The sequence below is a fragment of the Synergistaceae bacterium genome, assembly GCA_012728235.1.
Classification (GTDB): Bacteria; Synergistota; Synergistia; order Synergistales; family Synergistaceae; genus JAAYFL01.
Genome location: JAAYFL010000039.1, coordinates 1 through 25,421, shown reverse-complemented (window position 1 = coordinate 25,421; position 25,421 = coordinate 1). Strand labels below are relative to the sequence as shown.

At 40.1% G+C, this 25,421-nt stretch carries 21 protein-coding genes, 1 tRNA gene, 1 pseudogene and 1 other annotated feature; of the genes and pseudogenes, 9 read left to right on the top strand and 14 right to left on the bottom strand.

The window, feature by feature from the left end:
- Positions 1-396: 396 nt before the first annotated feature.
- On the top strand, positions 397-2,547 hold the full coding sequence (locus tag GXZ13_03460) for an AMP-binding protein (protein ID NLX74894.1): 2,151 nt from the start codon (positions 397-399) through the stop codon (positions 2,545-2,547).
- Positions 2,548-2,703: 156 nt separating this feature from the next.
- Positions 2,704-4,527: a glutamine--fructose-6-phosphate transaminase (isomerizing) gene (glmS, locus tag GXZ13_03455; GenBank protein ID NLX74893.1), complete on the top strand. Its 1,824-nt coding sequence runs from the start codon at positions 2,704-2,706 to the stop codon at positions 4,525-4,527.
- A gap of 104 nt (positions 4,528-4,631) precedes the next feature.
- On the opposite strand, the gene GXZ13_03450 is transcribed toward glmS, so the two are convergent.
- From GXZ13_03450 to fdhF, 4 genes are all read right to left on the bottom strand, one after another.
- Positions 4,632-6,557: an ATP-binding cassette domain-containing protein gene (locus GXZ13_03450; protein NLX74892.1), complete on the bottom strand. Its 1,926-nt coding sequence runs from the start codon at positions 6,555-6,557 to the stop codon at positions 4,632-4,634.
- 115 nt (positions 6,558-6,672) lie between these two features.
- Positions 6,673-7,320, bottom strand: a complete 648-nt coding sequence (locus GXZ13_03445) for a molybdenum cofactor guanylyltransferase (protein ID NLX74891.1) — start codon at positions 7,318-7,320, stop codon at positions 6,673-6,675.
- Positions 7,317-8,144 carry a formate/nitrite transporter family protein gene (locus GXZ13_03440; protein NLX74890.1) on the bottom strand — a complete coding sequence of 276 codons (828 nt, stop codon included), beginning with the start codon at positions 8,142-8,144 and terminating at the stop codon, positions 7,317-7,319. The genes GXZ13_03445 and GXZ13_03440 overlap by 4 nt, the downstream gene beginning before the upstream one ends.
- Before the next feature lie 18 nt (positions 8,145-8,162).
- Positions 8,163-10,856 (bottom strand): formate dehydrogenase subunit alpha, encoded by a 2,694-nt coding sequence (fdhF, locus tag GXZ13_03435; protein ID NLX74889.1) that lies wholly within the window; start codon positions 10,854-10,856, stop codon positions 8,163-8,165.
- A 282-nt stretch (positions 10,857-11,138) separates the two neighbouring features.
- On the opposite strand from fdhF, the gene nuoE reads away from it, so the two are divergent.
- The 3 genes and pseudogenes from nuoE (at position 11,139) to GXZ13_03420 (ending at position 15,331) form a co-directional block, all read left to right on the top strand.
- On the top strand, positions 11,139-11,609 hold the full coding sequence (gene nuoE, locus GXZ13_03430; protein NLX74888.1) for an NADH-quinone oxidoreductase subunit NuoE: 471 nt from the start codon (positions 11,139-11,141) through the stop codon (positions 11,607-11,609).
- 135 nt (positions 11,610-11,744) lie between these two features.
- Positions 11,745-13,561: pseudogene (gene nuoF / locus GXZ13_03425) on the top strand (NADH-quinone oxidoreductase subunit NuoF).
- Between the two features lie 24 nt (positions 13,562-13,585).
- Positions 13,586-15,331: a 2Fe-2S iron-sulfur cluster binding domain-containing protein gene (locus GXZ13_03420; protein NLX74887.1), complete on the top strand. Its 1,746-nt coding sequence runs from the start codon at positions 13,586-13,588 to the stop codon at positions 15,329-15,331.
- 95 nt (positions 15,332-15,426) lie between these two features.
- Here GXZ13_03420 and rplL read toward each other — a convergent pair whose 3' ends face one another.
- Together rplL and GXZ13_03410 are read right to left on the bottom strand one after the other, a co-directional pair.
- Positions 15,427-15,810 carry a 50S ribosomal protein L7/L12 gene (gene rplL, locus GXZ13_03415; GenBank protein NLX74886.1) on the bottom strand — a complete coding sequence of 128 codons (384 nt, stop codon included), beginning with the start codon at positions 15,808-15,810 and terminating at the stop codon, positions 15,427-15,429.
- A 56-nt stretch (positions 15,811-15,866) separates the two neighbouring features.
- The gene (locus GXZ13_03410; GenBank protein ID NLX74885.1) at positions 15,867-16,403 is read right to left on the bottom strand and encodes a 50S ribosomal protein L10; all 537 of its coding nucleotides are present in this window, start codon (positions 16,401-16,403) and stop codon (positions 15,867-15,869) included.
- 33 nt (positions 16,404-16,436) lie between these two features.
- Positions 16,437-16,586 (bottom strand) — a sequence feature (ribosomal protein L10 leader region).
- A 98-nt stretch (positions 16,587-16,684) separates the two neighbouring features.
- Between GXZ13_03410 and GXZ13_03405 the strand changes: the two genes are divergently transcribed.
- Together GXZ13_03405 and GXZ13_03400 are read left to right on the top strand one after the other, a co-directional pair.
- The gene (locus GXZ13_03405; protein ID NLX74884.1) at positions 16,685-17,392 is read left to right on the top strand and encodes a hypothetical protein; all 708 of its coding nucleotides are present in this window, start codon (positions 16,685-16,687) and stop codon (positions 17,390-17,392) included.
- Positions 17,389-18,240 (top strand): amidohydrolase, encoded by an 852-nt coding sequence (locus GXZ13_03400; GenBank protein NLX74883.1) that lies wholly within the window; start codon positions 17,389-17,391, stop codon positions 18,238-18,240. The genes GXZ13_03405 and GXZ13_03400 overlap by 4 nt, the downstream gene beginning before the upstream one ends.
- Before the next feature lie 75 nt (positions 18,241-18,315).
- Here GXZ13_03400 and GXZ13_03395 read toward each other — a convergent pair whose 3' ends face one another.
- Positions 18,316-20,451, bottom strand: a complete 2,136-nt coding sequence (locus GXZ13_03395; GenBank protein ID NLX74882.1) for a glutamine synthetase type III — start codon at positions 20,449-20,451, stop codon at positions 18,316-18,318.
- A 285-nt stretch (positions 20,452-20,736) separates the two neighbouring features.
- Between GXZ13_03395 and fdhD the strand changes: the two genes are divergently transcribed.
- Together fdhD and GXZ13_03385 are read left to right on the top strand one after the other, a co-directional pair.
- Positions 20,737-21,438: a formate dehydrogenase accessory sulfurtransferase FdhD gene (gene fdhD / locus GXZ13_03390; protein ID NLX74881.1), complete on the top strand. Its 702-nt coding sequence runs from the start codon at positions 20,737-20,739 to the stop codon at positions 21,436-21,438.
- A 142-nt stretch (positions 21,439-21,580) separates the two neighbouring features.
- Positions 21,581-22,189: a peroxiredoxin gene (locus GXZ13_03385; protein NLX74880.1), complete on the top strand. Its 609-nt coding sequence runs from the start codon at positions 21,581-21,583 to the stop codon at positions 22,187-22,189.
- A 383-nt stretch (positions 22,190-22,572) separates the two neighbouring features.
- Here GXZ13_03385 and GXZ13_03380 read toward each other — a convergent pair whose 3' ends face one another.
- The 7 genes from GXZ13_03380 to tuf all read right to left on the bottom strand — a co-directional run.
- The gene (locus GXZ13_03380) at positions 22,573-23,292 is read right to left on the bottom strand and encodes a 50S ribosomal protein L1 (protein NLX74879.1); all 720 of its coding nucleotides are present in this window, start codon (positions 23,290-23,292) and stop codon (positions 22,573-22,575) included.
- A gap of 78 nt (positions 23,293-23,370) precedes the next feature.
- Positions 23,371-23,796 carry a 50S ribosomal protein L11 gene (gene rplK / locus GXZ13_03375; protein NLX74878.1) on the bottom strand — a complete coding sequence of 142 codons (426 nt, stop codon included), beginning with the start codon at positions 23,794-23,796 and terminating at the stop codon, positions 23,371-23,373.
- A gap of 109 nt (positions 23,797-23,905) precedes the next feature.
- Complete coding sequence (gene nusG, locus GXZ13_03370; protein NLX74877.1) at positions 23,906-24,457, bottom strand: transcription termination/antitermination factor NusG; 552 nt, start codon at positions 24,455-24,457, stop codon at positions 23,906-23,908.
- Positions 24,458-24,528: 71 nt separating this feature from the next.
- Positions 24,529-24,714: a preprotein translocase subunit SecE gene (secE, locus tag GXZ13_03365; protein NLX74876.1), complete on the bottom strand. Its 186-nt coding sequence runs from the start codon at positions 24,712-24,714 to the stop codon at positions 24,529-24,531.
- Positions 24,715-24,780: 66 nt separating this feature from the next.
- Positions 24,781-24,857, bottom strand: a tRNA-Trp gene (locus GXZ13_03360).
- A 21-nt stretch (positions 24,858-24,878) separates the two neighbouring features.
- Entirely contained in the window at positions 24,879-25,028 is a 150-nt protein-coding gene (gene rpmG, locus GXZ13_03355; GenBank protein ID NLX74875.1) for a 50S ribosomal protein L33, read from the bottom strand.
- 83 nt (positions 25,029-25,111) lie between these two features.
- The coding region (tuf, locus tag GXZ13_03350) for an elongation factor Tu (protein NLX74874.1) at positions 25,112-25,421 on the bottom strand (310 nt) is incomplete at its 5' end.

Genomic DNA, 25,421 nt, shown 5'->3' with positions numbered 1-25,421 from the left:
TTTTAAGGTATTATACGTAAATTATGAAGAGAATACTTTCTTTTTATTAGGTAAAAGTCAAATATATTTTATTAATTAATGTCTAAATTGGAATTATTTTCATATTTTTATTTACATATACGTAAAATTATTTACTTTGTGTAAATATTTGCACATTCTTATTATATCTATTTCGTAATTTTGTTACAAATTGATTGTGTTAGAATTAATAATCTGAAAAATTTACTTATTTCCATCTAATGGGGAATTTTGCCTCCTTTGTTGCATTTTCACTGAATAAGCCTTAATATTTTACAGTAACTGATTCCATCAACAGTTTCCATATCATAATAATTAAAAAAATTTGCATAGTTAGGCTCTTTATGCTGTGCTTTAATGAAAGAGAAGTGAGTTAATTTGTGGAGATTACTCGTTAAATTTATTCTTAATTTATTCTTCAGCATAGAGATTAAAGGATTGGAGAACTGGAAAAATAGTAATGGAGAAGAGGGGGTTTTGATTGCCCCAAACTATGTTTCCTTTATCGACCCACTTATATTAGCCCTGTTCCTACCAGAAAAAGTTCCCTTCGCCATTGAAAAACGGCTGACTAAAAAACGTTGGGCAAATTTATTTCTTCCTCTCGCAGAGACTCATATTCTTGATTCAGAGGCCCCCCTTTCGCTAAAATATTTCTTAACGCTTCTGAAAGATGGGGGAAGATGCGTTATATTTCCGGAGCTTCAACCAACAACTACTGGCAATCCGATGAAAGTTTCGCAAGGAGTTGCAATGATTGCCGATCATACAAATGCAAAAATTCTTCCTATATATATAGATGGAACACAACGTACCCCTTTTTCGCGCATTCAGCACAAGCCAGGGGTTCGTTTCTTTTCTAAAGTAACTATAACAATCTTCCCATTAAAAGAGTTGAATATTGCAGAAGAAGTTGTCGGAACAAAGAGAAATGTCGCTGCAGGACAAGCTCTAGAACGCATCATGAATGAAGCTGCTATGTATGCAAGGCGTAAAGAGAAGCCTTTTTGGGACATACTTCTTGATGCTCGCGATGAGTTTGGTGGAAAAACTCGGCTGTTTTGTGACTATCAAGAAAAACCTGTAACTTATAACGGTTTTATAACCAGAGTTCTCCTTATAGAAGAAGCATTATCTTCGCAAAAAATCAAAGGGGAAAATATTGGAGTCCTGCTGCCAACATCTCTTGCCGGAGTAGTTACGTTATATGCCCTTCAAAAAATGGGAAGAATCCCTGCACTTTTGAATTTTTCTCTTGGCGGACGTTCTCTCGTAAATTGTTGCCATACCGGAGATATAAAGACAATTATAACTTCTCGAAAATTTATTACGCTCGGAAAACTTGAACATCTTATTGAATCAGCCCAAGAAGCGGGAGTAGAGCTTCTTTGGCTAGAAGATGTGGCCCCATCAATCACAACCTTTAAAAAACTTAACGCTGCAATAAAAACACCTTTTTTAAAATCTAAACCCGTTGATTTAAAAGCTGCTGAGAAACCGGCCGTGCTTTTATTTACCTCCGGTTCGGAGGGTTCTCCTAAAGGAGTTTTGTTAAGCTATAAAAACTTAAATACAAACCACTCGCAGATGTTTACCCGAGTAGATTTTTACAGATCTGACAGAGTCCTAAATATTATGCCTATATTTCATTCTTTTGGTTTGTGCGGCATATTTATGCCTGTTGCACTTGGACTTTTTGTCTCTCTTTATCCCTCGCCACTACATTACAAAACTATTTCTACTCTTTGCTACGACGAGCGCATAACCATTCTTTTTGCAACGGACACTTTCCTTTGCGGATTTGCAAAGGCTGCTCAGGATAACTACGATTTTGCAACGATGAGGCTTCTCGTTCAAGGTGGAGAGAAATTAAAACCATCAACTCAAAAAACCTGGTTTGAGCGTTTTAATATAAGGATTACTGAAGGTTATGGTGTTACAGAAGCGTCTCCCGTCGTTGCCAATAACTACTATGCTCATCATAAAACAGGCACTGTCGGCCTAATTGTATCGGGCTTGGAATATCGTTTAGAAGCTATTGAAGGCGTACATCAGGGAGGCCGCCTCTGGCTAAAAGGGGACAATATTATGCTCGGATACTATAAAATTACAAATCCGGGAGTTCTAGAACCCCTTAAAGATGGTTGGTACGACACAGGAGACATTGTTGATATTGACGATGAAGGCTACGTAAAAATTATTGGCCGTGCAAAAAGATTCGCTAAAATTGCAGGAGAGATGATTTCTTTAGCAGCAGTTGAAGAGCTTATATATGAAATCTGGCCGGATGACAAACATGCTGTTGTTATGTTAAGCGGAGGACCCAGAGGTGAAACTTTAGGACTGGTAACAACAAGGATAGAGCTCAAACGAGATGAAGTCCGTCAAAAACTTTCTGATATGGAAATAGCTGAAATTTCTATGCCAAAAAAAGTTCTCATTTTAGAAGACATACCTACGCTCCCAACAGGAAAAATTAATTATGTCTCTCTTGAAGAGTTTTTAAAAGATGAAGACATTACAGATTAATTTCTTGATAATTAATCTATAAAAGGACAAATTATAAGAGAGCAACGCAATATCTAAAAAATTCTTGTTTTTCCAAATAATAAAGTATTATTGTGATAATTGTATGTATATGATATTCATAATATTAATAGACAAGATTTTGAGAGGATGGTACTTATGTGCGGAATTATGGGGTATGTTGGCGACAGAAATGCTGCAGACATCATCCTTGAAGGACTCGCGAAACATGAACATAGAAAGTATGACTCGGCAGGCATCGCTGTTATAAATGATGAAGAAATACGGGAAGTGCGTGCTATAGGGAAACTTTCACAGCTAGAGAAAAAAGTTGAACAAGAGTCAATTGCAGGGAACTTCGGTATAGGGCACACAAGATATGCTACACATGGCGCAATTACAGAAAACAACGCACACCCTCATATAAGTAGCGATAAAAGGGTCGTCCTGGTACACAACGGAATTATAGACAATGCCAACGAAATAAGAATAGAACTTGAATCAAAGGGAATAAAATTCCATACAGAAACTGACACAGAATCGGCCGTACAATATCTGGCATATGTGTATAAAAATGACCCAAAAGAAGCAATAGTTAAGCTAACAAAGCGTATAAACGGGTCGTTTGCTCTTGTCATAATGTTTTACGACAGGAAAGATGAGATTTGGGTTGCACGTAAAGGGTCCTCTCTCGTTGTTGGACATACTGGCAAAGAGGGGTTTTGTGCATCAGACCCAACAGCACTCCTTGATTTTTCTCAAGACGTTTGGTTTATGGATGATGAGGAGATGGCGATGATTAATAAAAAAAGCTGTATTTTTTATGATTTCGATGGTGCTGAACACCCAAAAGACAGCATGCATCTTGATTGGAATGCTACCATGGCGAATAAAGGAACTTTTGCTCACTACATGTTAAAAGAGATACACGAACAGCCTAATGTAATGGCTCAGACATTGTTAGGACGCATTAAAGAGGGAAGAGTTGACCTTAGTGGCGAGCTTGATTGGTCTCCGGAGCTCGCGAAGAGTTGGAGAAGGATCCATTTCGTTGCCTGTGGTACATCTCATTATGCCACGGTTACAGCAGCACAAATTATGGAAACGTTTGGAACTTTTGATATAAGAACTGAGATTGCTTCTGAGTACAGCTACAGGAACTTGCCAAATGGACCTGATACTCTCGCAATTTTTGTATCTCAGTCGGGCGAAACGGCGGACACACTACAAGCAGCCCGTGTTGCAAAGTCAAAAGGAGCAAAATGCCTGGTCATTACAAACGTAAGAGACTCTACAATTCATCGTGAAGTTGGAGAGTGTTTGATAACTCCGGCTGGACCTGAAATAGGAGTAGCCGCCACAAAAACATATACAACTCAACTTACTATGCTTGTTTTGCTAGGTATGTATTTGGCAAAACTGAGAGGCAATTTAGCCGAGGCGACAGAAAATCGCCTAGTAAAAGCTTTGGTAAAAATGCCGGGCAAGCTGGCGGAACTTTTAGAACAGAAAGAAAATATAGAAAACATCGCTCGCAACTTTACTAAAGTAAAGGGAGTTTTCTTTATGGGCAGAGCCCTCGCCTATCCTTCCGCTTTAGAGGGAGCTTTAAAACTAAAAGAGATATCATATATCCTAGCAGAAGCGTATCCGGCAGGAGAGATGAAACACGGCCCGATTGCCCTGCTTGATAAAGACATTCCTATAGTTGCACTTGTTCCGAAAAATATACTTTGGGAAAGAACTATTTCAAACATAAAAGAATATATGGCAAAGCAATCTCCAATTATTGCAATCGCAACCGTAGGAGACAATGAAATCTCAAATTATTCAAAAAATATTATTTATACACCTGAAACTGAGCCGGAACTCTTTGCTTTTATTGCAACGATCCCTCTCCAGCTCTTCGCTTACTATATGGCAAATCAGCGAGGTTGCGATATAGACATGCCTAGAAATTTAGTCAAGGCGGTTATTGACTAACCTATTACAATATGCTTTATTATAGCACAATTGTTATAAATTAAAAGGTGTGTCTAAAAAAGACGCACCTTTTAATTTATATTTCTTTCAGTCCTCTGTTTTTGTTAAAGCTTTAAAGCAAGCTTATCCCACTCTTCATAATTTTCTTTAATGGACTCCTCCAACTCTCCCAGCTCTATCATTAATTCTTGCACTCTCTTTGAATTTGATAGAACTTCTGCATCACAGAGCATTGCTGATATTTCTTCTTTACGCGATTCATCTTCGGCTATTTGATTTTCCAATGGTTCTAGCTTCTCCAAAATTTTTTTATTCTCACGATAAAGACGATTGCGGGCTTCCGCTTCAATTCGTTTTTGTTCTTTTGTCTTTTCTGAAACGCTTTCGGTTTTTTTCTCGATATTTTTAATATTTATATCTTTTATCTGCTTTTCACGTTTTTCAATAAACTCAGAATAGTTTCCCGAATAATCAAAAAGATGCCCATCTCGAATCTCTAGAACTCGGTCAACTAAATTGTCTAGAAACGCCCTGTCATGAGAAACGATTAATATCGTTCCGCCATAATCAAGCAAAGCTTTTTGAAAAAGTTCTTTTGTCTCAAAATCAAGATGGTTTGTAGGCTCGTCAAGGATAAGCAAGTTTGATTTGGATAAAAGTATTTTGGCTAAAGTCACTCTTGATTTTTCTCCACCAGAAAGAACTGAAATATTTTTGTTTATGTCATCTCCGGAAAAAAGAAACGTTCCCAATAAATTACGCTTCTCTCCTTCAAGAAGACTTGTGTCACAACTGTTTAATTCCTGCAAAATTGTGTGATTATAATTTAGGTTCTGGGCACTTTCCTGCGAGAAAAAAGCTTTCTTTACCTTATGGCCAAGCGTAACTTCCCCCTCGGTAGGTGGCTCAGACTGATTCAAAATCCTTAAAAGAGTAGACTTCCCGGCACCATTCACGCCAACTAGCGCCACTCGTTCTCCCCTCTGGATCGTAAAATCTACCCCCTCAAAAACCTCATTGGTTTCATATGTTTTCGAGAGAGCTTGCGCCTTTAAAACGTCGAGCCCACTTCTTGGTGCCTCCGGAAATTTAAATTTGATACTTTTTAGTGGTTTTACAATTTCTTTTACTTCCATTTTTTCCAGCTGTTTTATTCTGCTTTGAACTTGTGCTGCCTTAGAGGATTTATATCTAAAACGTTCTACAAAACGCTGAGTTTCTTCTATTTTTTCTCTTTGCTGTGTAAATTCTTCATTTATTTTTTTAATGCGCTCATTACGTTCTATAAGATATTTTTCATAGCTGCATGAATAAATATTTATTTTGCCAAAAGAGAGCTCTGCTACTGAGGTTACCATTTTTTCTAAAAATCTTCTGTCATGAGAGACAGCTATAACAGTGCCTTTAAAATCTCTCAGCCAGCTTTCCAACCACTCCATACTCTCGGTATCAAGATGGTTTGTCGGTTCATCCAACAGAAGGATGTCGGGTGAGCAAAGCAGTAAAGAGGCCAAAGCAATCCTCATTTTCCACCCGCCTGAAAACTCAGCCGTCATTCTTTCAAGATCCTTTTCCGGGTGAAATCCTAACCCTTTGAGTATCTGTATTGCTTTTATTTCAAAATTAAAGCCCTCTTTTGCCTCAAATTTCTTTTGCAGATGCTCATGCCTTGATAAAGTTTTTTCCAGAAGTTTTGAGTCTTCGCTCAATAAAGAAAGCTCTCGCTCTACCGCACGAAGTTTTTTGTCTAGCAGGTCTAGACCGGCACGTTTTTTAAGGTAGTTTATGAGAGGTATGTTTTCAATTTCGATCAAATCTTGGGGAAGATAGCCAACTGTTTGGTTTTTGGGCATAAAGACACTTCCGTCAGTCGGCTCTTGCTCCCCGGCAATTAAGCGCAATATCGTTGTTTTTCCTGCACCATTATCACCTACGAGGCCAATTCGACTTTTTGGTGTTATAAACCAATCTATATTTTTTAATACTTCTTGCTCTCCAAAATTTATTGAAAGCCCTCTTATGTCTATCAGTTTAGATTCCTCCAACCACTCTTTTAAAATAAAATAAGACAAGCCCTGTCGCGAGCAATTATTGCTCTTTCAAGGCTTGCTATATTTTCAATGTCCCGTTTACGTTTTACATAGACTATAAGGCCATCTTTTTCATCTGAAGAACGTCTGCTGGGTAGTTAAGATTAAAAAATGATTTCTCTACATTTCCATGCAGCTTCAACAGCTCTTCTTTTATTAGGAAAAGATTTATGTCTCTATAAAAAAACTTGATTTTCTTCTGTCTGTTACTTATAGATTTTTTTATAGAGGGGAGAGAACTCTTAGAATAGAATGCGTGAAGTGGCTCTATATATCCGCTGCGCTCTGCGGCAATTACGTCTACTCCTTCAGCACGAAAGGAAGACATAAAAAACACCAGATTTTTCTGTACAGAAGGCATGTCGCACCCCACGAGAAAGCCCCAATTCTGCGACATCTTTTCTAGACCACTTCTTAATCCCTCTAAAGGGCCGATTGCTATTCTCTCATCTTCTACCACTTGAACAGCGTGTTCAAACAGTAATGAACCCAGTTTCTCCGTTACCGGCTCTTTTTCTCCGCGAGCTACAAGAAGAAGGGTTTCCTTAAAAATTGGAGCCAGTTCACACATTATCTGTTCTATGAGGGGAGCACCATCTATTTCTAAATAGAGCTTATTCCCACCCATGCGAACACCCTTCCCCCCACCGAGAAGCAGAAGAGTTGCGTCAATCTGGTGTTGATCTAAAACATTGCTTTTCATTTTCTTTCTTTTAGTTCTTTCGAAAGTGACATGTAATAAAGAATCCCAACGAAGAAAGCACCGCCTATTATATTACCAATTGTTACAGGCAAAATGTTATTCATAAAGCCAGCCATCGAAAGGGTTTCCAATTCAGCATGAGACAGCTGAGACATTCCCACTGCCAAAACATCTGTTTTTACGAACATACCTAAGCTGATAAAAAACATATTTGCTATACAGTGCTCAAATCCCATTGCTACAAAAGCAGAGATAGGCATCAAGCAGCAAATAAATTTATTTATTACGTCTTTCGCAGAAAAACCCATCCATATTGCCAAGACCAACAACCAATTACAAAGGATGCCGCGGAAAAGTGCTTCAACAAAAGGAAGATTTACTTTGGTTACAGCAATATTCAATATATTTACAGATATTAAATTTCTTGCAAGGCCACTTTTATATACGAAAAAAGCAAGAAGCAGAGCTCCTAAAAAATTAGCAAAATAGACGACAAGCCAGTTCTTTAATAGCTTAGAGAGCGGAACTTCTCGAGTTAAGATTCCTAATGGCATAAGGCAATTGCCTGTAAATAATTCGGCACCGCAGACGGAAACTAATAAAAGGCCGATAGAGAAAACTACTCCTCCAAAAAGCTTTGAAAGGCCCATACCCACAAACTGTGAAGCATCTTGAGTGACAACTATCATAAAATAGGAACCAAAAGCAATGTGTGCTCCTCCAAAAAAACCCAGAATCAACATACTTTTAAAACTTAAATTTGCCTTGTAACTTGCTGTACTAGACGCACTTTTTGCTGTTTCTATTGGCGATTTTAAACTCAAAACAGTCTCCCCTTTAAATTAAATTTTTGATAGCTTTACGGCACTTATTTTAAACCCAGGAGTTTCGGAATCAGTATCCCAAACAGCTGCCGTCAAAAGATTAGCAGCTGCCTCTGCAAAATGAAATGGTAAAAATAACATCCCTTGAGAGACCAAATCTGTAACTTTAGCTTTGCCTGTTACGACACCCCTACGAGATTCAACCGTAATGCTGTCACCGTCCTCTACATGAAGTGTGTGTGCGTCTTCCGGGTTTATTTCAATATATAGCTCTTTTATGTATTTGCCCGTTGCAGCCCTGCGGGTCATAGAACCGGAGTGATAATGGAACAGGCTACGTCCGGTTGTGGCTATAAATGGATATTCCTCATCAGGCCATTCGTGAGGGGGAGTCCAATCACAAGGAGAAAAAGTCGCTTTTCCATTCTCTCTTCCGAAACGCTGTGTATGCAATATCGGAGTTCCTTTATGCTCCTCATCAAAACAGGGCCACTGCAAGTAGCCTTGATCAAGCCGGTCGTAATTCATTCCCGCATAAGTGGGAGTAAAGCGCCTTATATCGTTAAACACATCTTCAGCAGAATTAAACTGCCAATCATGCCCAAAACGTTTCGCCAGTTCCACAAAGATTTTCCAATCATCAAGGCTCTCTCCAGGAGATTCGGAGGCTTTTCTTAAGAGCTGTACAGCTCTTATGGTATTCGTAATTGTACCGTCTTTTTCAGGCCAACATGACGCCGGAAGCACAACATCTGCTTTTTCTGCTGTAGGAGTAAGAAAAATATCTTCAACAACAAGAAAGTCCAAATTATCTAAAGCTTCTGACACGTGATTCGTGTCCGCATCTGTTACCATTGGATTCTCTCCCACTATATAAAGAGCTTTAATATCTCCCTTGCTTGCCGCGTCAATCATTCTGGCAACCGAAAGACCGGGGACTCCGTTATCTGGAATCTCACAACCCCATAATTTTTTTACCATTTCTGCAGCTTTAGTCGTTCCAACGTTAAGATATCCTGGAAGAGTTGCCGGAAGTGCTCCCATATCACAGGCACCCTGTACATTATTTTGGCCGCGTAACGGGTTGACTCCTGTGCCGGGACGACCGACCATGCCACACAACAGAGCCAAATTTGCCAGAGTTCTTACATTATTTGTTCCGGTGGTATGTTGTGTTATTCCCATTGTGTAAAAAATTGCGGAGTTTTCTGCTTTTGCATACAAGCGAGCTGCTTCGCGAACTGTCTCAGCAGAGATCCCCGTTGTTTTTGCCATTTTTTCCGGATTATATTCCCCAACTATTTTTTTCAGCTCTTCAAAATTTTCTACTCGTTCTGCAATGAATTCTTTGTCATAAAGATTTTCTTCCAAAATGACATTCATCATAGAGTTTATAAGAGCTACGTCTGAACCGCTTTTGTGTCTTATGGAAACAGCCGCATATTTATGCAGTTCAATTTTACGTGGGTCGCATACTATAAGTTTCCCTCCGTTTTGTATACGCTCTTTTATCATTGAACCTATAACAGGATGAGCCTCTGTTGTATTTGAACCGATTACAAGAATTGTGTCTGCTGATTTTATTGACTCCAAATCATTTGTCATTGCTCCACTTCCTAGGGTCTCACCGAGACCCGCAACAGTAGCAGAGTGTCAGAGGTGGGCACAGTGATCAACATTGTTTGTGCCCATTACCTCCCTTGCGAACCTTTGAATTATATAATTATCTTCATTTGTGCAGCGAGCTGACGAGAAAAACCCTGCCTTTCCTTTATTCCTTTTTAGCCCTTCCACTACTTTATCAAGCGCTTCATCCCAAGTTGCAGGATAAAACTCCCCATCTCTCTTTATTAAGGGATGTGTTAAACGCTCAGGACTGTTTACAAACTCCCAAGCAAAACTTCCCTTTACGCAGGTGCGACCTTTATTTATAGAGTTCATATTTTTATGGTCTGAAGTTACATTCGCAATTTTTCCCGTTCTTTTGTTTACTTGAACTAACAGCTCGCAGCCTACACCACAATATGGACAGATAGTCCTCGTTGTCTCTAGCTCCCAGAATTGCCCCTTGCCCAATGCCGGTTTTTCATAAAGCGCACCTACAGGACAAACAGACACACACTGTCCGCAAAATGTACAGCCTGCCTCTTCAAGCTCAAGCCCTTCACCTTGGCGTGCTAAAGTTGCAATGCCTCTGTTTTGAAAATCAAGGACATGATAGCGTGCATGTTGAGCACAAACACGGACACATCTGCCGCAGAGAATACATTTATTAAGGTCTCTTATATAAAAGGGATTTTCATCTTCTATCGAAAGTCTTTCTATCGTTCTACTTTCATCCTTGTAAGAACTTTTTTCTACTCCTAGCTCATAAGCTATTGTTTGCAGCTCACAATTTCCGTTGCTTGCACAGCTGAAGCATTCAAGAGGATGTCGAATCAGTAAAAGCTCAATTACCGATTTACGAACCGCAAGAACCTTTGCGCTGTTTGTTTGAATTACCATATTTTCCGTAATAGGAGTAGAACAAGCTGTATGAAGTTTTGGGCTGCCTTCAACCTCCACCAAACAGATGCGACAGGCTCCTACAATATCAAGAGCCGGATGTTCGCAGAGAGTGGGAATATATATCCCTGCTTCTCGTGCGGCCTGAAGTATCGTCATTCCGGGAGAGAAGTCAACCGTTTTACCGTTTATCACTGCTTTTGGCATTTACAGCGCCTCCGTTTTTAGTAGTAAAATTGAAAATTTAATAAGCTGCTTTTTGTACAACATATAGTTTAGCGGAATACTGTTAAATATCCAGCTTATTATAAATTTTAATTGTATAGAGGTTTTCTGATTTTTCTGATATAATAACACGCGTGTAAAAGTTGGGCAAAATCACTATCCATATTTTTACTTTGTTTTGTTTTTATAAAACTTTGTGCTTTTTTTCGCAAACTTTTATTTAAAATAAAATTACATTTAAATCAGAATAAGGGGGTACTTTTTATGGAGAGGTCATCGGAAAAGTCGTGGGATCTTTTAGATCAGCTCCTCGACAAATATCGCGGCGTAAAAGGCTGCGTAATTCCAGTGCTCCAGCAGGCACAAAATATATTCGGATATCTTCCGAAAGATGTACTGCTTAAGATAAGTGAAGAAATCGACGTCCCTATAAGCCAAATTTACGGGGTTGTAACTTTTTATTCTCAATTCCATCTTGAACCTCGCGGCAAGTATATAATTCGCTGCTGCTTGGGAACTGCCTGCCATGTCCGCGGAGCAGCTCTTGTCTTCGATGAAATAAAAAAGAGACTTGGACTTAAGGATGGCGAAGTTACTACGCCTGATTTGAAATTTACACTTGAGTCAGTCGCCTGCATCGGAGCTTGTGGACTGGCACCCTGCATTATGATTAACGATGAAACACATGGAAGGCTCTCTCCGGAAAAAGTTGGCGAGATATTAGATGCAGTTTAATGTTGCCAAACAAAAATAAATTAGGAGGATTCTCTTATGCAAATTAAAAATCTTGATGACCTACAAAAAATAAAAGCTGACTCATTGAAACACACAAAAGCGAAGAGAGACAGCATAACTCAGATTATTATCGGCATGGGAACTTGCGGTATCGCCGCAGGAGCGCGTAATGTCATGAATGCCGCTATAGCTGAAATCGAAAAACGCAATCTTTCTGACATTGAGGTCCTACAAACAGGGTGCAACGGCATGTGTCAGAAGGAACCTCTTCTTGACGTGGCACGCCCAGGTGAAGATAGAGTCACATATGGGCCAGTCATGCCAACAGATGTTTCACGTATAATCACAGAACACATCGTGAATGGAAATATTGTTGAGGATCTTGTAATAGCCAAGATTCCCAGCAAAGCTTAGGCTTAGAGGGAGGAATTTAGATGGCTCTCAATGAACCAATAAAAATATCAGAAGTTCCTAATTATGAAGAAATCCCCTTTTATAGCAAACAGAAACGGCTTGTACTCAAAAACTGCGGAACAATTGACCCGAACTCATTTGAAGAATACGTAGGAGCTGACGGATATGAAGGACTGCTCAAGGTTCTTCTAACAATGACTCCTGAACAAGTTGTCGAAGAGCTTAAAAAAACAGGTCTGCGCGGCAGAGGTGGCGGAGGTTTTTCCACAGGCTTAAAATGGGAATTCTGCCAAAAAGCTCCCGGAGACAAAAAATATATTATATGCAACGCTGATGAAGGTGATCCCGGCGCATTCATGGACCGATCTCTTCTCGAAGGCGACCCTCACTCACTACTTGAAGGTATGGCAATCGGAGCATATGCAATTGGAGCTGACGAGGGATACATCTACTGTCGCGCTGAATATCCTCTGGCTATTGCGAGATTGAATCAAGCAATAGAACAGGCTGAAAAGGCCGGATTACTTGGCGATAATATATTGGGCACAGGATTTAATTTTCACCTACATATAAAAGAGGGAGCAGGCGCTTTCGTTTGCGGAGAAGAAACTGCTCTCATGGCTTCAATTGAAGGTAAAAGAGGTATGCCCCGCCCTCGCCCTCCGTTCCCTGCAGAAAGAGGACTCTGGGGAAAACCCTCAAACATAAACAACGTTGAAACGTTTGCGAATATACCATATATATTCCGTGTCGGAGCTGAAGAATATACTAAGCTCGGTACCGAGAAATCCAAGGGCACAAAAGTATTCGCCCTTACAGGAAAAATAAATAACACGGGTCTTGCCGAAGTGCCAATGGGCATATCAATGCGTGAAATTATATTTGATATCGGAGGAGGCATTTTGGATGGCAAGAAGTTTAAGGCTGTTCAAATAGGAGGCCCTTCCGGAGGCTGTATTCCTGAGCACTTATTAGATACTCCGGTTGACTATGACTCTTTGATAGCTGCAGGGGCCATGATGGGTTCAGGCGGACTTGTCGTCATGGACGAAGACACATGTATGGTCGACGTAGCAAAATTCTTTTTGGATTTCACTCAGTCAGAATCGTGCGGGAAATGCACTCCCTGTCGTGAAGGCACCAAACGCATGCTAGAAATGCTGATTGATATAACAGAAGGAAGAGGCAAAGAGGGAGATATAGAAAAACTTGAAACTCTTGCAAGTTCAATAAGCGCGGGATCCCTTTGCGCACTAGGACAGACTGCGCCAAACCCCATTCTCTCCACCCTTCAATATTTTAGAGATGAGTATGAAGCCCACATCAAAGAGAAAAGATGTCCGGCGGGTGTTTGTAAAGAACTTATTGGATATTTTATAACCGAAACATGTAGAGGCTGCGGCCTGTGTAAGAAAGTTTGCCCAACCGATGCTATTTCCGGAGAAATTAAAGGACTACACCTCATAGATCAGGAGAAATGCATAAAATGTGGTGCTTGTATGGAAAAATGTCCTTTCGAATCTATCATTCGCAAATAATTCGGTGGGAAGGAGAGAGAATTTATGGATTTTGTTAACGTTACTATCGATGGGGTATCAGTCTCTGTCCCCAGTACATACACTGTAATTGAAGCGGCTGCAAAAGCTGGCATCCGTATTCCACAGCTCTGTTATCATCCCGAACTGACAACATTTGGCGCATGTAGAGTCTGTCTAGTTGAAATAGAAGGATCAAGATCGCTTGGCGCTGCATGTGTTTACCCAGTAGCAGATAAAATGGTTGTTCACACAAATACTCCAAAGGTTCGTGCAACTCGTAAAACTGTTGTTGAACTCTTGCTTGCAAATCACCCACAAGATTGTCTTAAATGCCAGTTAAACAAAAACTGTGAACTTCAGACCATTGCCGCTGACCTTGGCATACGTGAAATTCCATATCAGGGCGAAATGCGCAACGCAAAAATGGATATATCAAATGCAGCTCTCGTCCGAGAGCCAAACAAATGTATCTTATGTGGACGCTGTGCCAGAATTTGTAGTGAATATCAGGGTCTTGACGTATATGCTTATGTAAACAGAGGATTTAAAACTCTAGTCGAACCTGCGTTCGGCCTTGATCTAGGCGATGTCACATGCACCTTGTGCGGACAGTGCTCAACTGTATGTCCCACAGCTTCCATAGTAGAAAAGGATGACACAGAAAAGGTCTTTAGCGCTTTGGGAGACAAAAATAAATATACGATAGTTCAAACTGCACCTTCCGTTCGAGTGGCACTAGGAGAGGCTCTGGGACTTCCGGCAGGAGAAATAGTTACAGGGAAAATGGTCGCCGCACTGCGTCGTCTTGGTTTCGATAAAGTTTTTGACACTGACTTTAGTGCGGACCTTACAATAATGGAAGAGGGACATGAGTTCCTTCATCGCGTGCAAAACGGCGGGGTTCTGCCAATGATTACCTCTTGTTCTCCAGGATGGATAAACTTTATTGAAATGAAATACCCCGATTTATTGCCCCATCTTTCCTCTGCTAAATCACCTCAGGGAATGTTTGGTGCTATCACAAAAACTTTCTGGCCCGAAACGCAAAATGTTCCTTTGGAAAATATTTATAGCGTTTCTGTTATGCCTTGTACAGCTAAAAAAGCGGAGTGCTTACGACCACAACTTCAAAGCAACCCCGGCGTTCCTGATGTGGATGCCGTAATAACAACACGAGAACTCGCCAGAATGATTAAAAGTGCCGGGATAGATTTTAAAAACCTTCCCGAAGAAGATTATGATAATCCTCTTGGAGAATCATCCGGAGCAGGAGTAATCTTTGGTGTAACAGGAGGAGTAATGGAGGCAGCCCTGCGAACCGTTTATGCTGTATTAAACGAAGGCAAAGATATTCCCGGAATTATATATGCTCCTGTTCGCGGTATGGATGGAATAAAAGAAGCAACTATAGATGTTCCCATTGATGGGAAAAATGTGACGGTGAAACTTGCAGTAGCTCATACTTTGAAAAAAGCACGTGTATTGATGGATAAAGTACGCGCAGGAACTGCAGATTATCATTTCATAGAGGTTATGGCTTGTCCTGGAGGTTGTATTGGCGGCGGCGGACAGCCTGTCCCTGTCAATAAAGATATAAGAGCTGCTCGCACAGCAGCTATATACAGAGAGGATGAAGGGAAAACCCTTCGCCAGTCACATAAGAATCCTGACATAATTGCTCTTTATGATAAGTGGTTAGGCAAGCCCTTAGGCGAGAAAGCGCATAAATATCTCCATACTCACTACGAAGAACAGAAAAAACAGGCATAGCCCCTATCTTTAAAGATTAATTAGAACCTTAAAAACAATAAAAAAAGCAGGAACTATATAGTTCCTGCTTTTTATTATTAGAAATTGTCCTTTTACTACTTAATTTCGACAGTAGCTCCGGCTTCTTCAACCTTTTTCTTAATCTCTTCTGCTTCTTCTTTCGCGACAGCCTCTTTGATGGGCTTAGGTGCTCCGTCAACAAGTTCTTTCGCTTCTTTGAGGCCGAGACCTGTAATTTCACGAATGACCTTTATGACAGCGATTTTGTTTGAACCAAAGGATGCAAGAATTACGTTAAACTCTGTCTGCTCATCATCTGCTGCTGCGCCTGCTGCTGCACCTGCGACAGGAGCTGCCATCATCATTGCGGGTGCTGCTGCAGAAACACCAAATTTCTCTTCCAACTCTTTTACAAGTTCTGCGAGTTCAAGTACTGTTAATTCTTCGATTGCTGCTATAATATCAAGTTTCTTTGTCATAATTTTTATCCTCCTAAGGACTGTAATTTTTATTTTTTATGCTGCTTCTACTAAAACTAAGCTACTGCTTCTTTTTCCTTCTTTTCTTTGATCTGTCCTAGGCAAGTGACAAAGTCTCTTGTCGGAGCAGAAAGAACGTTGACAAGTCCCTGAATCGGGCTTGCAATTGCACGTACTGTTTGAGCAAGAAGAACCTCTTTTGAAGGCAGATCTGCCAAAGCAAAGACCTGATCTTGATTAAGAATCTGTCCATCAAGAATCGCGCCTTTTACAACAAATGCTGCGTTTCCTTTTGTTTTTGAGAAATCTCGGATTGATTTTGCCACTGCTGCAACGTCACCATAAGAGAAAACGTATCCATTCGGACCGAAATCTAGCTCAGGAGCTTGTGGAATCTCACATTCTGTTAAAGCTATGCGCATAAATGTGTTTTTACAAACTTTCATTTCTCCCCCAGCTTGATTTATCTGGCGGCGACACTCGCTTATCTGTTTAACTGTAAGTCCACGATATTCAGTAATAAAAATTCCGTTGCTCTTTTTTACAAGTTCAACTAATTGATCAATCTTTTTACGTTTCGCTACTGTTGGCATCTTGAAATTCACCTCCTATGTTTGAATTTTTCGGATGCCATAAAAAATGACCTCCGTAGACCAAGGGCGTCCGGAAGCCATAAAACGAGCAATGCCATGCGTTAATGGTTAGTCTTCGCAGACCTCGGCAGGAAATTAAGTGCTGTGCACACCTGCTGTCTTGAGTCTTTGCCCGGACATTATATAACAAAGTTAAAATTTTGTATAGTATTTTTAATTGTTGATATCTCTGCTATTAACAGATAAAATAATACAACTAAAGTTGATTAGGGGGCGAAAAATTGAAAAAACTTTTGATTTCTTTGTTCATAATATTTATTTTTACACAATCTGCATTCGCTGCTGCGAAGGCAGAGATATATAAAAACAAAAGCTATGCTTTTTCAGAAATAAAAACCGCTATGTTTACTCCTATTCAATTTGAAGCTTCTGTCCCGACTACAGAAGCTTTTTTTAACGAAAAAGTATCGCAAAAATGGAAAGAGTTTATTACATCTTCTCAAGATAAGTTCCCATTCTTAATAAAAAGCCACGAAGATGTTATCGAGCGAAACAATTTTGTAAAAGGTGTGACAGAACCGGAGACACTTTCTTCAGAAGGCATTTTAGAAAAAGCGCTTTCCCTTTCTGATCAGTATGTGGATGCGATATTAAGCGCCACTATTGTACAGTGCAACTACAATACGATTCATCATCCACAAGAAATTGTCTGGAAGACAAGAAATGAGCGACGCAAAGTAAAAATAAAGGGAGAGTGGGAGGAAGTTATTTTCCCTGTAAATTATCAAGAGATAAAACCGGCTTGGGATGAGACTTTCGCCAATGCCTCACTAAAAATTGAATTGAGAGATTCAAAGACAAACGAATTAATTTACGGCATTTCAACTGTCGCAAAAACAGGAGCAGCACTGTTTTCTTCAGTTCCTTCTCTTACTGATGAAGTGTGTAACGTTTTAGAATACTCGGTAAAAAGGATAAACCTAAAGTGAATAATAAAATAATCGATGCACATGTCCATATATATCCCTCTGAGTTCGAAGAGGATTGGGACTTAATAGCCAAACGTGAACCTTGGTTCGATAGACTGACAAAATCTAAAGTTCACAAATGGGGTACAGCCGAAGATCTTATTGAGTCAATGGACAAAAACAACATAGCCGCTTCATTTGTGACAGGGTTCGCTTTTAAGGACCAGGGCTTATGCCGAATATCGAATGATTATATTCTAAGTGCAGCGAAACGCTTTCCAGACAGAATAAAAGCACTTTCTGTAGTATCACCAAATGAACCTGGAGCTTCGGATGAAATAGCAAGATGTGCTGCGGAAGGTGCGATTGGCATAGGAGAAATTTTTCCAGACGGACAAAGTTTTGATATAACAGACAATCGTGAAACTTGGCGTTTAGTAAATTCCTGTAGAGAACATGACCTTTTCCTTATGATTCATACGGCAGAACAAGCGGGACATGACTATGAGGGCAAAGGGAAAGTGGGGGCTAACGAAGCCGCCAAGTTTTGCTGCAATCATCCAGGGATTAAAGTTATCTTTGCACACTTTGGCGGAGGCCTCTGGGCTTATGAAGGCATGCCGGAGATGAAACTTATCTTGTCAAACACATATTATGACACAGCGGCCATGCCTTGGCTTTACAGTGAAAAGGTTCTGGATTCCATCTTTGCTTTGGGCATTGGACACAAAATTCTTTTTGGTTCTGATTGGCCAATTTTGGATTTTCCTAGATATGAGCAACTGTTAAACTTAACGAAGTTAAAAGACGAAGAAAAATTAATGCTGCTTTATAAAAACGCAGCAGCACTATGTAACGAGATATCATAATTTTGTTATAATCTGTCTGAGTGTTTAATTATAACAAGACCGCCTCAATCCTACATCGAGGCGGTCTTGTTATAATTACGAAGAAAGAGAAAATAGTGAGCGATAATTAGGATAGAATTGATTATCTGCCGAGAGATAAATTTCTATTGAATCCGCCATTTTCCTTATCTCTTCCATCAAGGGAACCACCTCTGATACAATGCCAAGTGCATGCTCATGCACATCTTTTTCTGATAGCTTTTCTTTTAAATCAACAAGCTCCTGTGTTTTTTCTATTAGAAAAACCTTCGCTTCTGCAAGCTTTGTTATATGTGCGCTCCATTTTTCCATGTTTTCAATTTTTTGTCCGACCAACATGTCATAAGAACTTTTTTCAAGAAGAAGCTGTTTTGATATGCTTGGCAATACCCCTTCCCAAATCATATCCCTTAGTATAAACATTTCTACTTCGTTGCTTTTTACGAAAGCCTCTTTTCTTATTGTGTGAAATGCTTCCATTTCTCTTCTTTTAAAAACAGAAATATTCTCCAGCATATCAAGGGTTTTGGGTTCTACAAAAAGATCTATGCCTTCAGGTATGGTTTTACCCTTAACTATGCCTCGTTTTTGGGCTTCTTCTTTCCAGTCATTTTTATAAGAATCTCCCTCATAACGAATCTTTCTACTCTTTATTGAAAGCTCCCTTATTACAGAAACTGCTGCTGTAATCGGCTCTTCTCCATTATTTATCCTTTTTTCAAGAAGTGTCATAAACTCTTCTAGCCCTGCAGCCCATACCGATAGTAATGCTGTCACCGGAACGGACATTGCTTGTGAAGCTCCGGGTGCACGAAATTCAAATTTATCTCCCGTAAAGGCAAGGGGGCTGGTTCTATTGCGGTCACTGTCAAATGCCAAAATTTCAGGTAATTTAGGCAGTCCAAGATCAATCTTGTTTTTTGCAGGCAAGTCTTCGCTTTGTCCTTCACTTTCTATTGCATTTATAATTTTATCAACCGTCTCGCCCAAATAAACACTTATTATAGCTGGAGGCGCTTCAAATCCTCCCAAACGATGCATATTGCCGCTTGTTGAGACAGAGGCCTGTAATAGTCCTGAATATTCTGATACCCCATATACAAATGAAGTAAGAAATGAGAGGAATATAATATTCTTTCTATGGTTTGAAGAGGGCTTAAGCAAATTACGCCCCTCGTTATCCTGTAGAGAAAAATTTACATGCTTCCCAGATCCATTAAGCCCCATAAATGGCTTCTCATGAAACAAAAGACGCAAGTTATGTTGTGGTGCTAGTTTTCGCATTATTTCCATAGTAAGTTGATTTTGGTCGCACGCCTTATTTGCTTCTGAAAAAATAGGGGCAAACTCGAATTGACAGCGCGACGCTTCATTATGTCTAGTTGCTAAATCAACACCCAAACGCGCCAAATCGCGCTGCACGTCCTCCATATAGGCAAGAACTCTTGTAGGAATTGTCCCAAAATAATGATCCTCCTGCTTTTGATCTTTGGGAGGGGGAGACCCTATCAGCGTTCTTCCACAGAAACGAAGATCTATTCTTTTTCTGGCACGCTCTCTATCAAGAAGGAAAAATTCTTGTTCTCCGCCAACTGTGGCTCGAACATAACGGACACCTCTATTTCCAAAAAGTTTAAGCATTTTCAAGGCACGTGTTTCAACCGCCTCTGTCGACCGCAATAAATATGTCTTAAGATCTAGCGGGGTGCCGTCATATGCAATAAATACCGATGGAATACAGAGAGTTCCTCCCTTTGGACTCTTTATTATAAAAGCCGGGCTTGTGGGATCCCATGCACTGTAACCCCGTGCTTCAAATGTGCTTCTTGTTCCTCCGGATGGAAATGATGATGCGTCAGGCTCACTTTGCATTAAATCGCTGCCACAGAAAGATTCCAACGGGAATCCATTGTCATCGGCCGTTACGAAAGCAGTATGCTTTTCTGCGGTAAGCTCCGTAAGAGGGTGAAACCAATGAGCCCAATGACTTGCACCATTGCTAATCGCCCATTCCTTCATTGCCATAGCAACGGTATCAGCTATATTAGAATCAAGCCTCTGCAGTCCTTCCATGGCCGCTTGTATATGATTAAAGGCTTCTTTGGGGAGACTTTCTTTCATAGCTCTCTTGTCAAACACGAGGGATCCGTAAATTTCTCGCATCTTTGGAAATTGCCTTACTTCTCGCAACATAAAACTCTCCCTTCGGGGAAGTATTTTTCTTATTCGTTTCTTATACACCTTTTAGCACAAGAAATCAAGTTTTCTACTGCTTATTTTCTATATTTTTCAATTTATGCAGCCAATTCAATAAAATAAGCGGCTATTATTGCTCTTTATAATGTTAACTCTCTGCAATTCTTTCACTAAATGTGCTTATAATTGTGCTTATGACAAATTAAAGAATATAATGTAGTAAGAATTCTGCGAGCTGTAAAATTAAAATATTTTAGATTAACCAATAAAAGAGGGATCTTGATGAAAAATTCTTTTGTAGGAAGAAATATTATTCGCTTAAACGACTCTTCTGGAAGAGTTATAGTGGAAGACAGTCTTCTGTCAGAGAAAAAGATGGTCCTTGATATTAATAAAGGACCCAAAAAACAAATAGTAATGACAGCTGGCAATGAAGAGTTATGGACCATTGGAAATTTATTAACTCGCGAAATAATTAATGATATGGAAGATATTTTATCTATAGAAATAATGGAATCATCGATTTCAGTAAAAACGTCTAGCAAAAAAAATGATAAAGAAGAGAACAAAATATCAGCAACCTGGACCATTCCCGCTTCGCTGATACAGAATGGCATAAAGTGGATATCTGAGGCGCCTCTTTATAAACAAACGGGGAGTACTCACGTTGCGGCACTGATTTCCATTTCTGGAGAACGCCTTTTTATTGTTGAAGACATTAAGCGTCATAATGCCGTTGATAAAGCTATAGGATGGCTGTTTAAAAATAAGTTTGACCCGGCTTCTGTAATTCTTTTTACTTCCGGACGACTACCGGAAGATATGGTAAGAAAAGCAAAAATCTCTAAACTTCCTTTAGTTGCAAGTATTTCGGCAGCCACAGAACAGGGTGCACTGCTTGCGGAAAGGTCAAACATAACTCTCGTGGGCTTTGTAAGAGAGGGAAGAATGAACATATACTCCCACCCCGAAAGAATTGTTTAATCTTATAAAATAAGACAATAGAAAAGATTTGTTAAGCTACGTCTTGAAAATCAGCACAAACAGCTAATTTTAGTCACATGTTTTTTTATTTGGTATAATAAAGGTTAGATAAAAATCTAATAAAATACAAGGAGGTAATAAAATGGTTATGGTAGGAACCAAGGCTCCAACATTTGTCGCACCGGCATTTCACCAGGGCAAATTTACAAAAGTTGATCTGGCTGACTATGCCGGCAAGTGGGTACTGCTCTGTTTTTACCCAGGCGACTTTACTTTTGTCTGAGGAACTGAAGTTTCAGCAGTTGCTGAAAAATACAATGAATTCGAAAAATTAGGTGTTTCAGTTCTCTCTATTTCCGTAGACTCTCCGTTCGTCCATAAGATTTGGAACGACCAGGAGCTCTCTAAAATGATTGGCAAGGATATACCTTTCCCAATGCTCTCAGACCAAGGCGGTAAAATCGGCACATTGTACGGTGTATACGATGAAGTAGGCGGAACCGAAACACGTGGCCGCTTCATCATAGACCCTGATGGGGTAATTCAAGCATTTGAAGTCCTCACACCACCAGTCGGAAGAAACGTTTCAGAGGCATTGAGACAGATCCAGGCTTATCAGCTCGTTCGCGAGACAAAAGGCGCAGAAGTAACACCAAGCGGCTGGAGACCCGGCAAGAAGACTCTCAAACCGGGTATCGGTCTAGTCGGTAATATCTGGAAAGAGTGGAGCGTAAAAGAAGCATTTGAATAAACAATAAACAAAAGATTCGAAAAAGATTAAGGACAGGCGTAAGCCTGTCCTTTTTTATTGCATAAATTAAAAAGAGGCGGGATATTCGGGTTACGGGAACTAATATGGTCAGTGCCTTTAAACTCTTTTACTTATTCTATTTTGAGCTTGCCTGTAATATTATCCTGATATTTCAAGTAGAGAACTCTTATTTTGTTCTCTTTCAATGGCTCTACAGCTCTTCTATACAGATTGAAGAACACAACATGATATTGCTGTACGGCCATAATTTGTATATATTAGAAGATAACGATTATATAAGAAGCTATGTAATATAAAATCAATTCACATAAAAAAAGGGGCTTCCCAATTGGGAAGCCCCTTAAAAGCTTGTTCTTTATTAACTATTCTGTATCTGCTGCTGTAAGGTCTTTAATGGCCTGTAATGTGTCTACTTTTACACCTAGACCCATTGAAGATGTGACTGTTATTGATTTCACGTATCTGCCTTTTACAGCTGCTGGACGCGCTTTTACGATTGCATCCAAAAGGGCTTTGACGTTTGCCTGCAAGTTCTTTAAGGGGAAGGAAGCCTTTCCAACCGCGTTATGAACAATTGCATTCTTGTCTACACGGAATTCGACGCGTCCGGCCTTAACATCTTTTACTGCGTCTGCAACATCAAATGTAACAGTTCCAGCTTTTGCCGTAGGCATCAAACCTTTGGGGCCAAGCACTTTCCCGAGACGTCCTGCCAATCTCATGATATCCGGAGTGGCAATAACAACATCGAAATCCAACATTCCTTCTGCTATTTCATTAACGAGAGCTTCGCCTCCAACTATATCCGCGCCTGCATCTTTCGCTTCCTGCTGTTTCTCTCCGAGCGCAAGAACGCAAATCCTCTTTACGTTACCTGTGCCGTGTGGAAGAACTATTGTGCTGCGAACTTGCTGGTCCGCGTGACGGGGATCTACTCCGAGACGAACGTGTAGCTCAATACTTTCATCAAACTTTGCTGTGGCACACTCCTGTGCAAGAGCTACCGCCTCGCTAATTGTGTATAGCTTAGCTGGATCAACCTTTTCAAGTAATGCCTTGTAACGTTTTCCTCTTTTTGCCATTTCTTTTTCCTCCTTGTGGTGTTAGCGAAAGCCGATAAGGCTGTCTTCCACTGTTTCTGTGTTATCTTGTGCTGTTTACTATTTTACTACTTCAATACCTACTGATCTCGCCGTTCCTTCAACCATTTTCATTGCCGCTTCAATATCATTTGCGTTGAGATCGGGCATTTTTAGAGTTGCAATTTCCTCTACCTGTTTCTTTGTTATTTTCCCAACTTTGTCCTTGTTAGGAACAGCGGAGCCTTTTGCTTTGCCTGCCGCTTGCTTGATAAGGATACTTGCAGGCGGTGTTTTAAGAATGAATGAAAAGCTGCGGTCTGCATAAACTGTAATTACAACCGGGATAATCATTCCAACTTGATCGGCTGTTTTAGCGTTAAACGCTTTAACAAACTCCATAATATTGATGCCTCTTTGTCCCAATGCCGGTCCTACTGGAGGAGCCGGTGTTGCTTTACCTGCGGGAAGTTGAAGCTTTAGCTCCCCGATTACTTTCTTTGCCATTTTGGGTGTTACCTCCTCGATTTTACTGCTAATGTAAAGGCCCTGCTCGGGCTATTATTCTTTTTTGTTGTATATATTTGTACCTATATAATATTTTAGTTAATTTTAGTTATATTCTTTCAAGTTCTAGATAGTCAGCTTCGACAACCGTTTCTCTTCCAAAAACTGAAAGGCTTATCTTAATTTTTCCTTTATCCTCGTCTATATCGATAACCGGACCAACCTGACCCAAAAAGGGACCAGTATTGACTCGTACTTTTTCACCGACTTTGAAGTTTAATTCAAGCTTTGGCTTTGCCTCTTTACTGAGCTTACTCATTATTTCATCAACTTCTTTAGGTGTGAGGGGAATAGGATGATTTCCCGATCCTACAAAACCTGTTACTCCGGGCGTGTGACGTACGACATACCAAGACTGATCTTCCAAAATCATCTCGACAAGAACATAGCCGGGAAATAATTTACGGCGTGTTTGCCTAGTTTTACCGTCTTTTACAGTTACTTTATCGACCATAGGAACAAGGACACGGAAAATTCTATCATTCATTTCCATGCTTGCAATTCTTTGCTCTAAATTAGCTTGGACCTTATGCTCGTATTCAGAATATGTCTGTACTATGTACCAACAAGGCTTCTGCGAGTTTCCAAATAGTTCGCTCATGACAACAAGAGAACCGTAGTTCCCTTCACCTCCGGGTTACAGTCGAATCTAAAGTTTTTCATATATAACAATTATATTATTCTGGAGAGAACTCCAGTAAGTAATACATCTACCAATCCGAGATACGCTGCTGCAATAAGCGAGACCACGATAACAACTATAGTAGAGTACCACAGTTGCTGTTTTGTTGGCCATGTAACACGCTTGAGTTCAGCTTTTGCCTCACGGAAGTAGTCGAGGACTTTTTTCATTTCCATTAACCCCGACCTCCTTGTTTTCGACTTTTTATTATGTTTCTTAATAAATTACCTAACCAATAAAATTGGCAGGCCTGGAAGGATTCGAACCCTCAACCCCCGCATTTGGAGTGCGGTGCTCTACCAATTCGAGCTACAGACCTGCGTGTAGTGGATATTCTACCCTACTTGCACTCCTTGTGCAAGATATGTAAGTCACAAAATTTACAGTATTTCTTTTTTTCAAGCTTTTTTGTGGCTTTTTTCTTGTTAATAGTCGTCACATAATTGCGACGTTTGCATCCTGTGCATTGAAGCCCGATTATATCTGCCATTTTATTTCACTCCAGATAAAAATAAGATAAATTGTGGAAATTTGGGCGATTATATTCTAATCGCCCAAGTATTCTTTATTTTGTTATTCAACGATTTCCGTAACAACGCCGGCGCCGACTGTACGTCCACCTTCACGTACTGCAAAACGAAGGCCTTCGCGCATTGCTACAGGGACTATAAGTTTGACTTCAAATGTGCTGTTGTCTCCAGGCATTACCATTTCAACGCCTTCGGCAAGTTTAATCTCGCCAGTTACGTCTGTCGTACGGAAGAAGAACTGGGGTTTGTAACCTGTAAAGAACGGTGTGTGACGGCCGCCTTCTTCTTTCTTAAGTACGTAGACTTCGCTCTTGAAGTGTTTGTGCGGTTTGATGCTGCCAGGTTTGGCAAGT

Excerpts from the sequence above, each read along its gene's own strand:
- glmS (NLX74893.1), top strand. The coding sequence starts at position 2,704 with ATGTGCGGAATTATGGGGTATGTTGGCGACAGAAATGCTGCAGACATC.
- GXZ13_03445 (NLX74891.1), bottom strand. The coding sequence starts at position 7,320 with ATGAAAAGCAATGTTTTAGATCAACACCAGATTGACGCAACTCTTCTG.
- nuoE (NLX74888.1), top strand. The coding sequence starts at position 11,139 with ATGGAGAGGTCATCGGAAAAGTCGTGGGATCTTTTAGATCAGCTCCTC.
- GXZ13_03420 (NLX74887.1), top strand. The coding sequence starts at position 13,586 with ATGGATTTTGTTAACGTTACTATCGATGGGGTATCAGTCTCTGTCCCC.
- rplL (NLX74886.1), bottom strand. The coding sequence starts at position 15,810 with ATGACAAAGAAACTTGATATTATAGCAGCAATCGAAGAATTAACAGTA.
- GXZ13_03410 (NLX74885.1), bottom strand. The coding sequence starts at position 16,403 with ATGCCAACAGTAGCGAAACGTAAAAAGATTGATCAATTAGTTGAACTT.
- GXZ13_03395 (NLX74882.1), bottom strand. The coding sequence starts at position 20,451 with ATGTTGCGAGAAGTAAGGCAATTTCCAAAGATGCGAGAAATTTACGGA.
- fdhD (NLX74881.1), top strand. The coding sequence starts at position 20,737 with ATGAAAAATTCTTTTGTAGGAAGAAATATTATTCGCTTAAACGACTCT.
- GXZ13_03380 (NLX74879.1), bottom strand. The coding sequence starts at position 23,292 with ATGGCAAAAAGAGGAAAACGTTACAAGGCATTACTTGAAAAGGTTGAT.
- rplK (NLX74878.1), bottom strand. The coding sequence starts at position 23,796 with ATGGCAAAGAAAGTAATCGGGGAGCTAAAGCTTCAACTTCCCGCAGGT.
- nusG (NLX74877.1), bottom strand. The coding sequence starts at position 24,457 with ATGAGCGAACTATTTGGAAACTCGCAGAAGCCTTGTTGGTACATAGTA.
- secE (NLX74876.1), bottom strand. The coding sequence starts at position 24,714 with ATGGAAATGAAAAAAGTCCTCGACTACTTCCGTGAGGCAAAAGCTGAA.
- rpmG (NLX74875.1), bottom strand. The coding sequence starts at position 25,028 with ATGGCAGATATAATCGGGCTTCAATGCACAGGATGCAAACGTCGCAAT.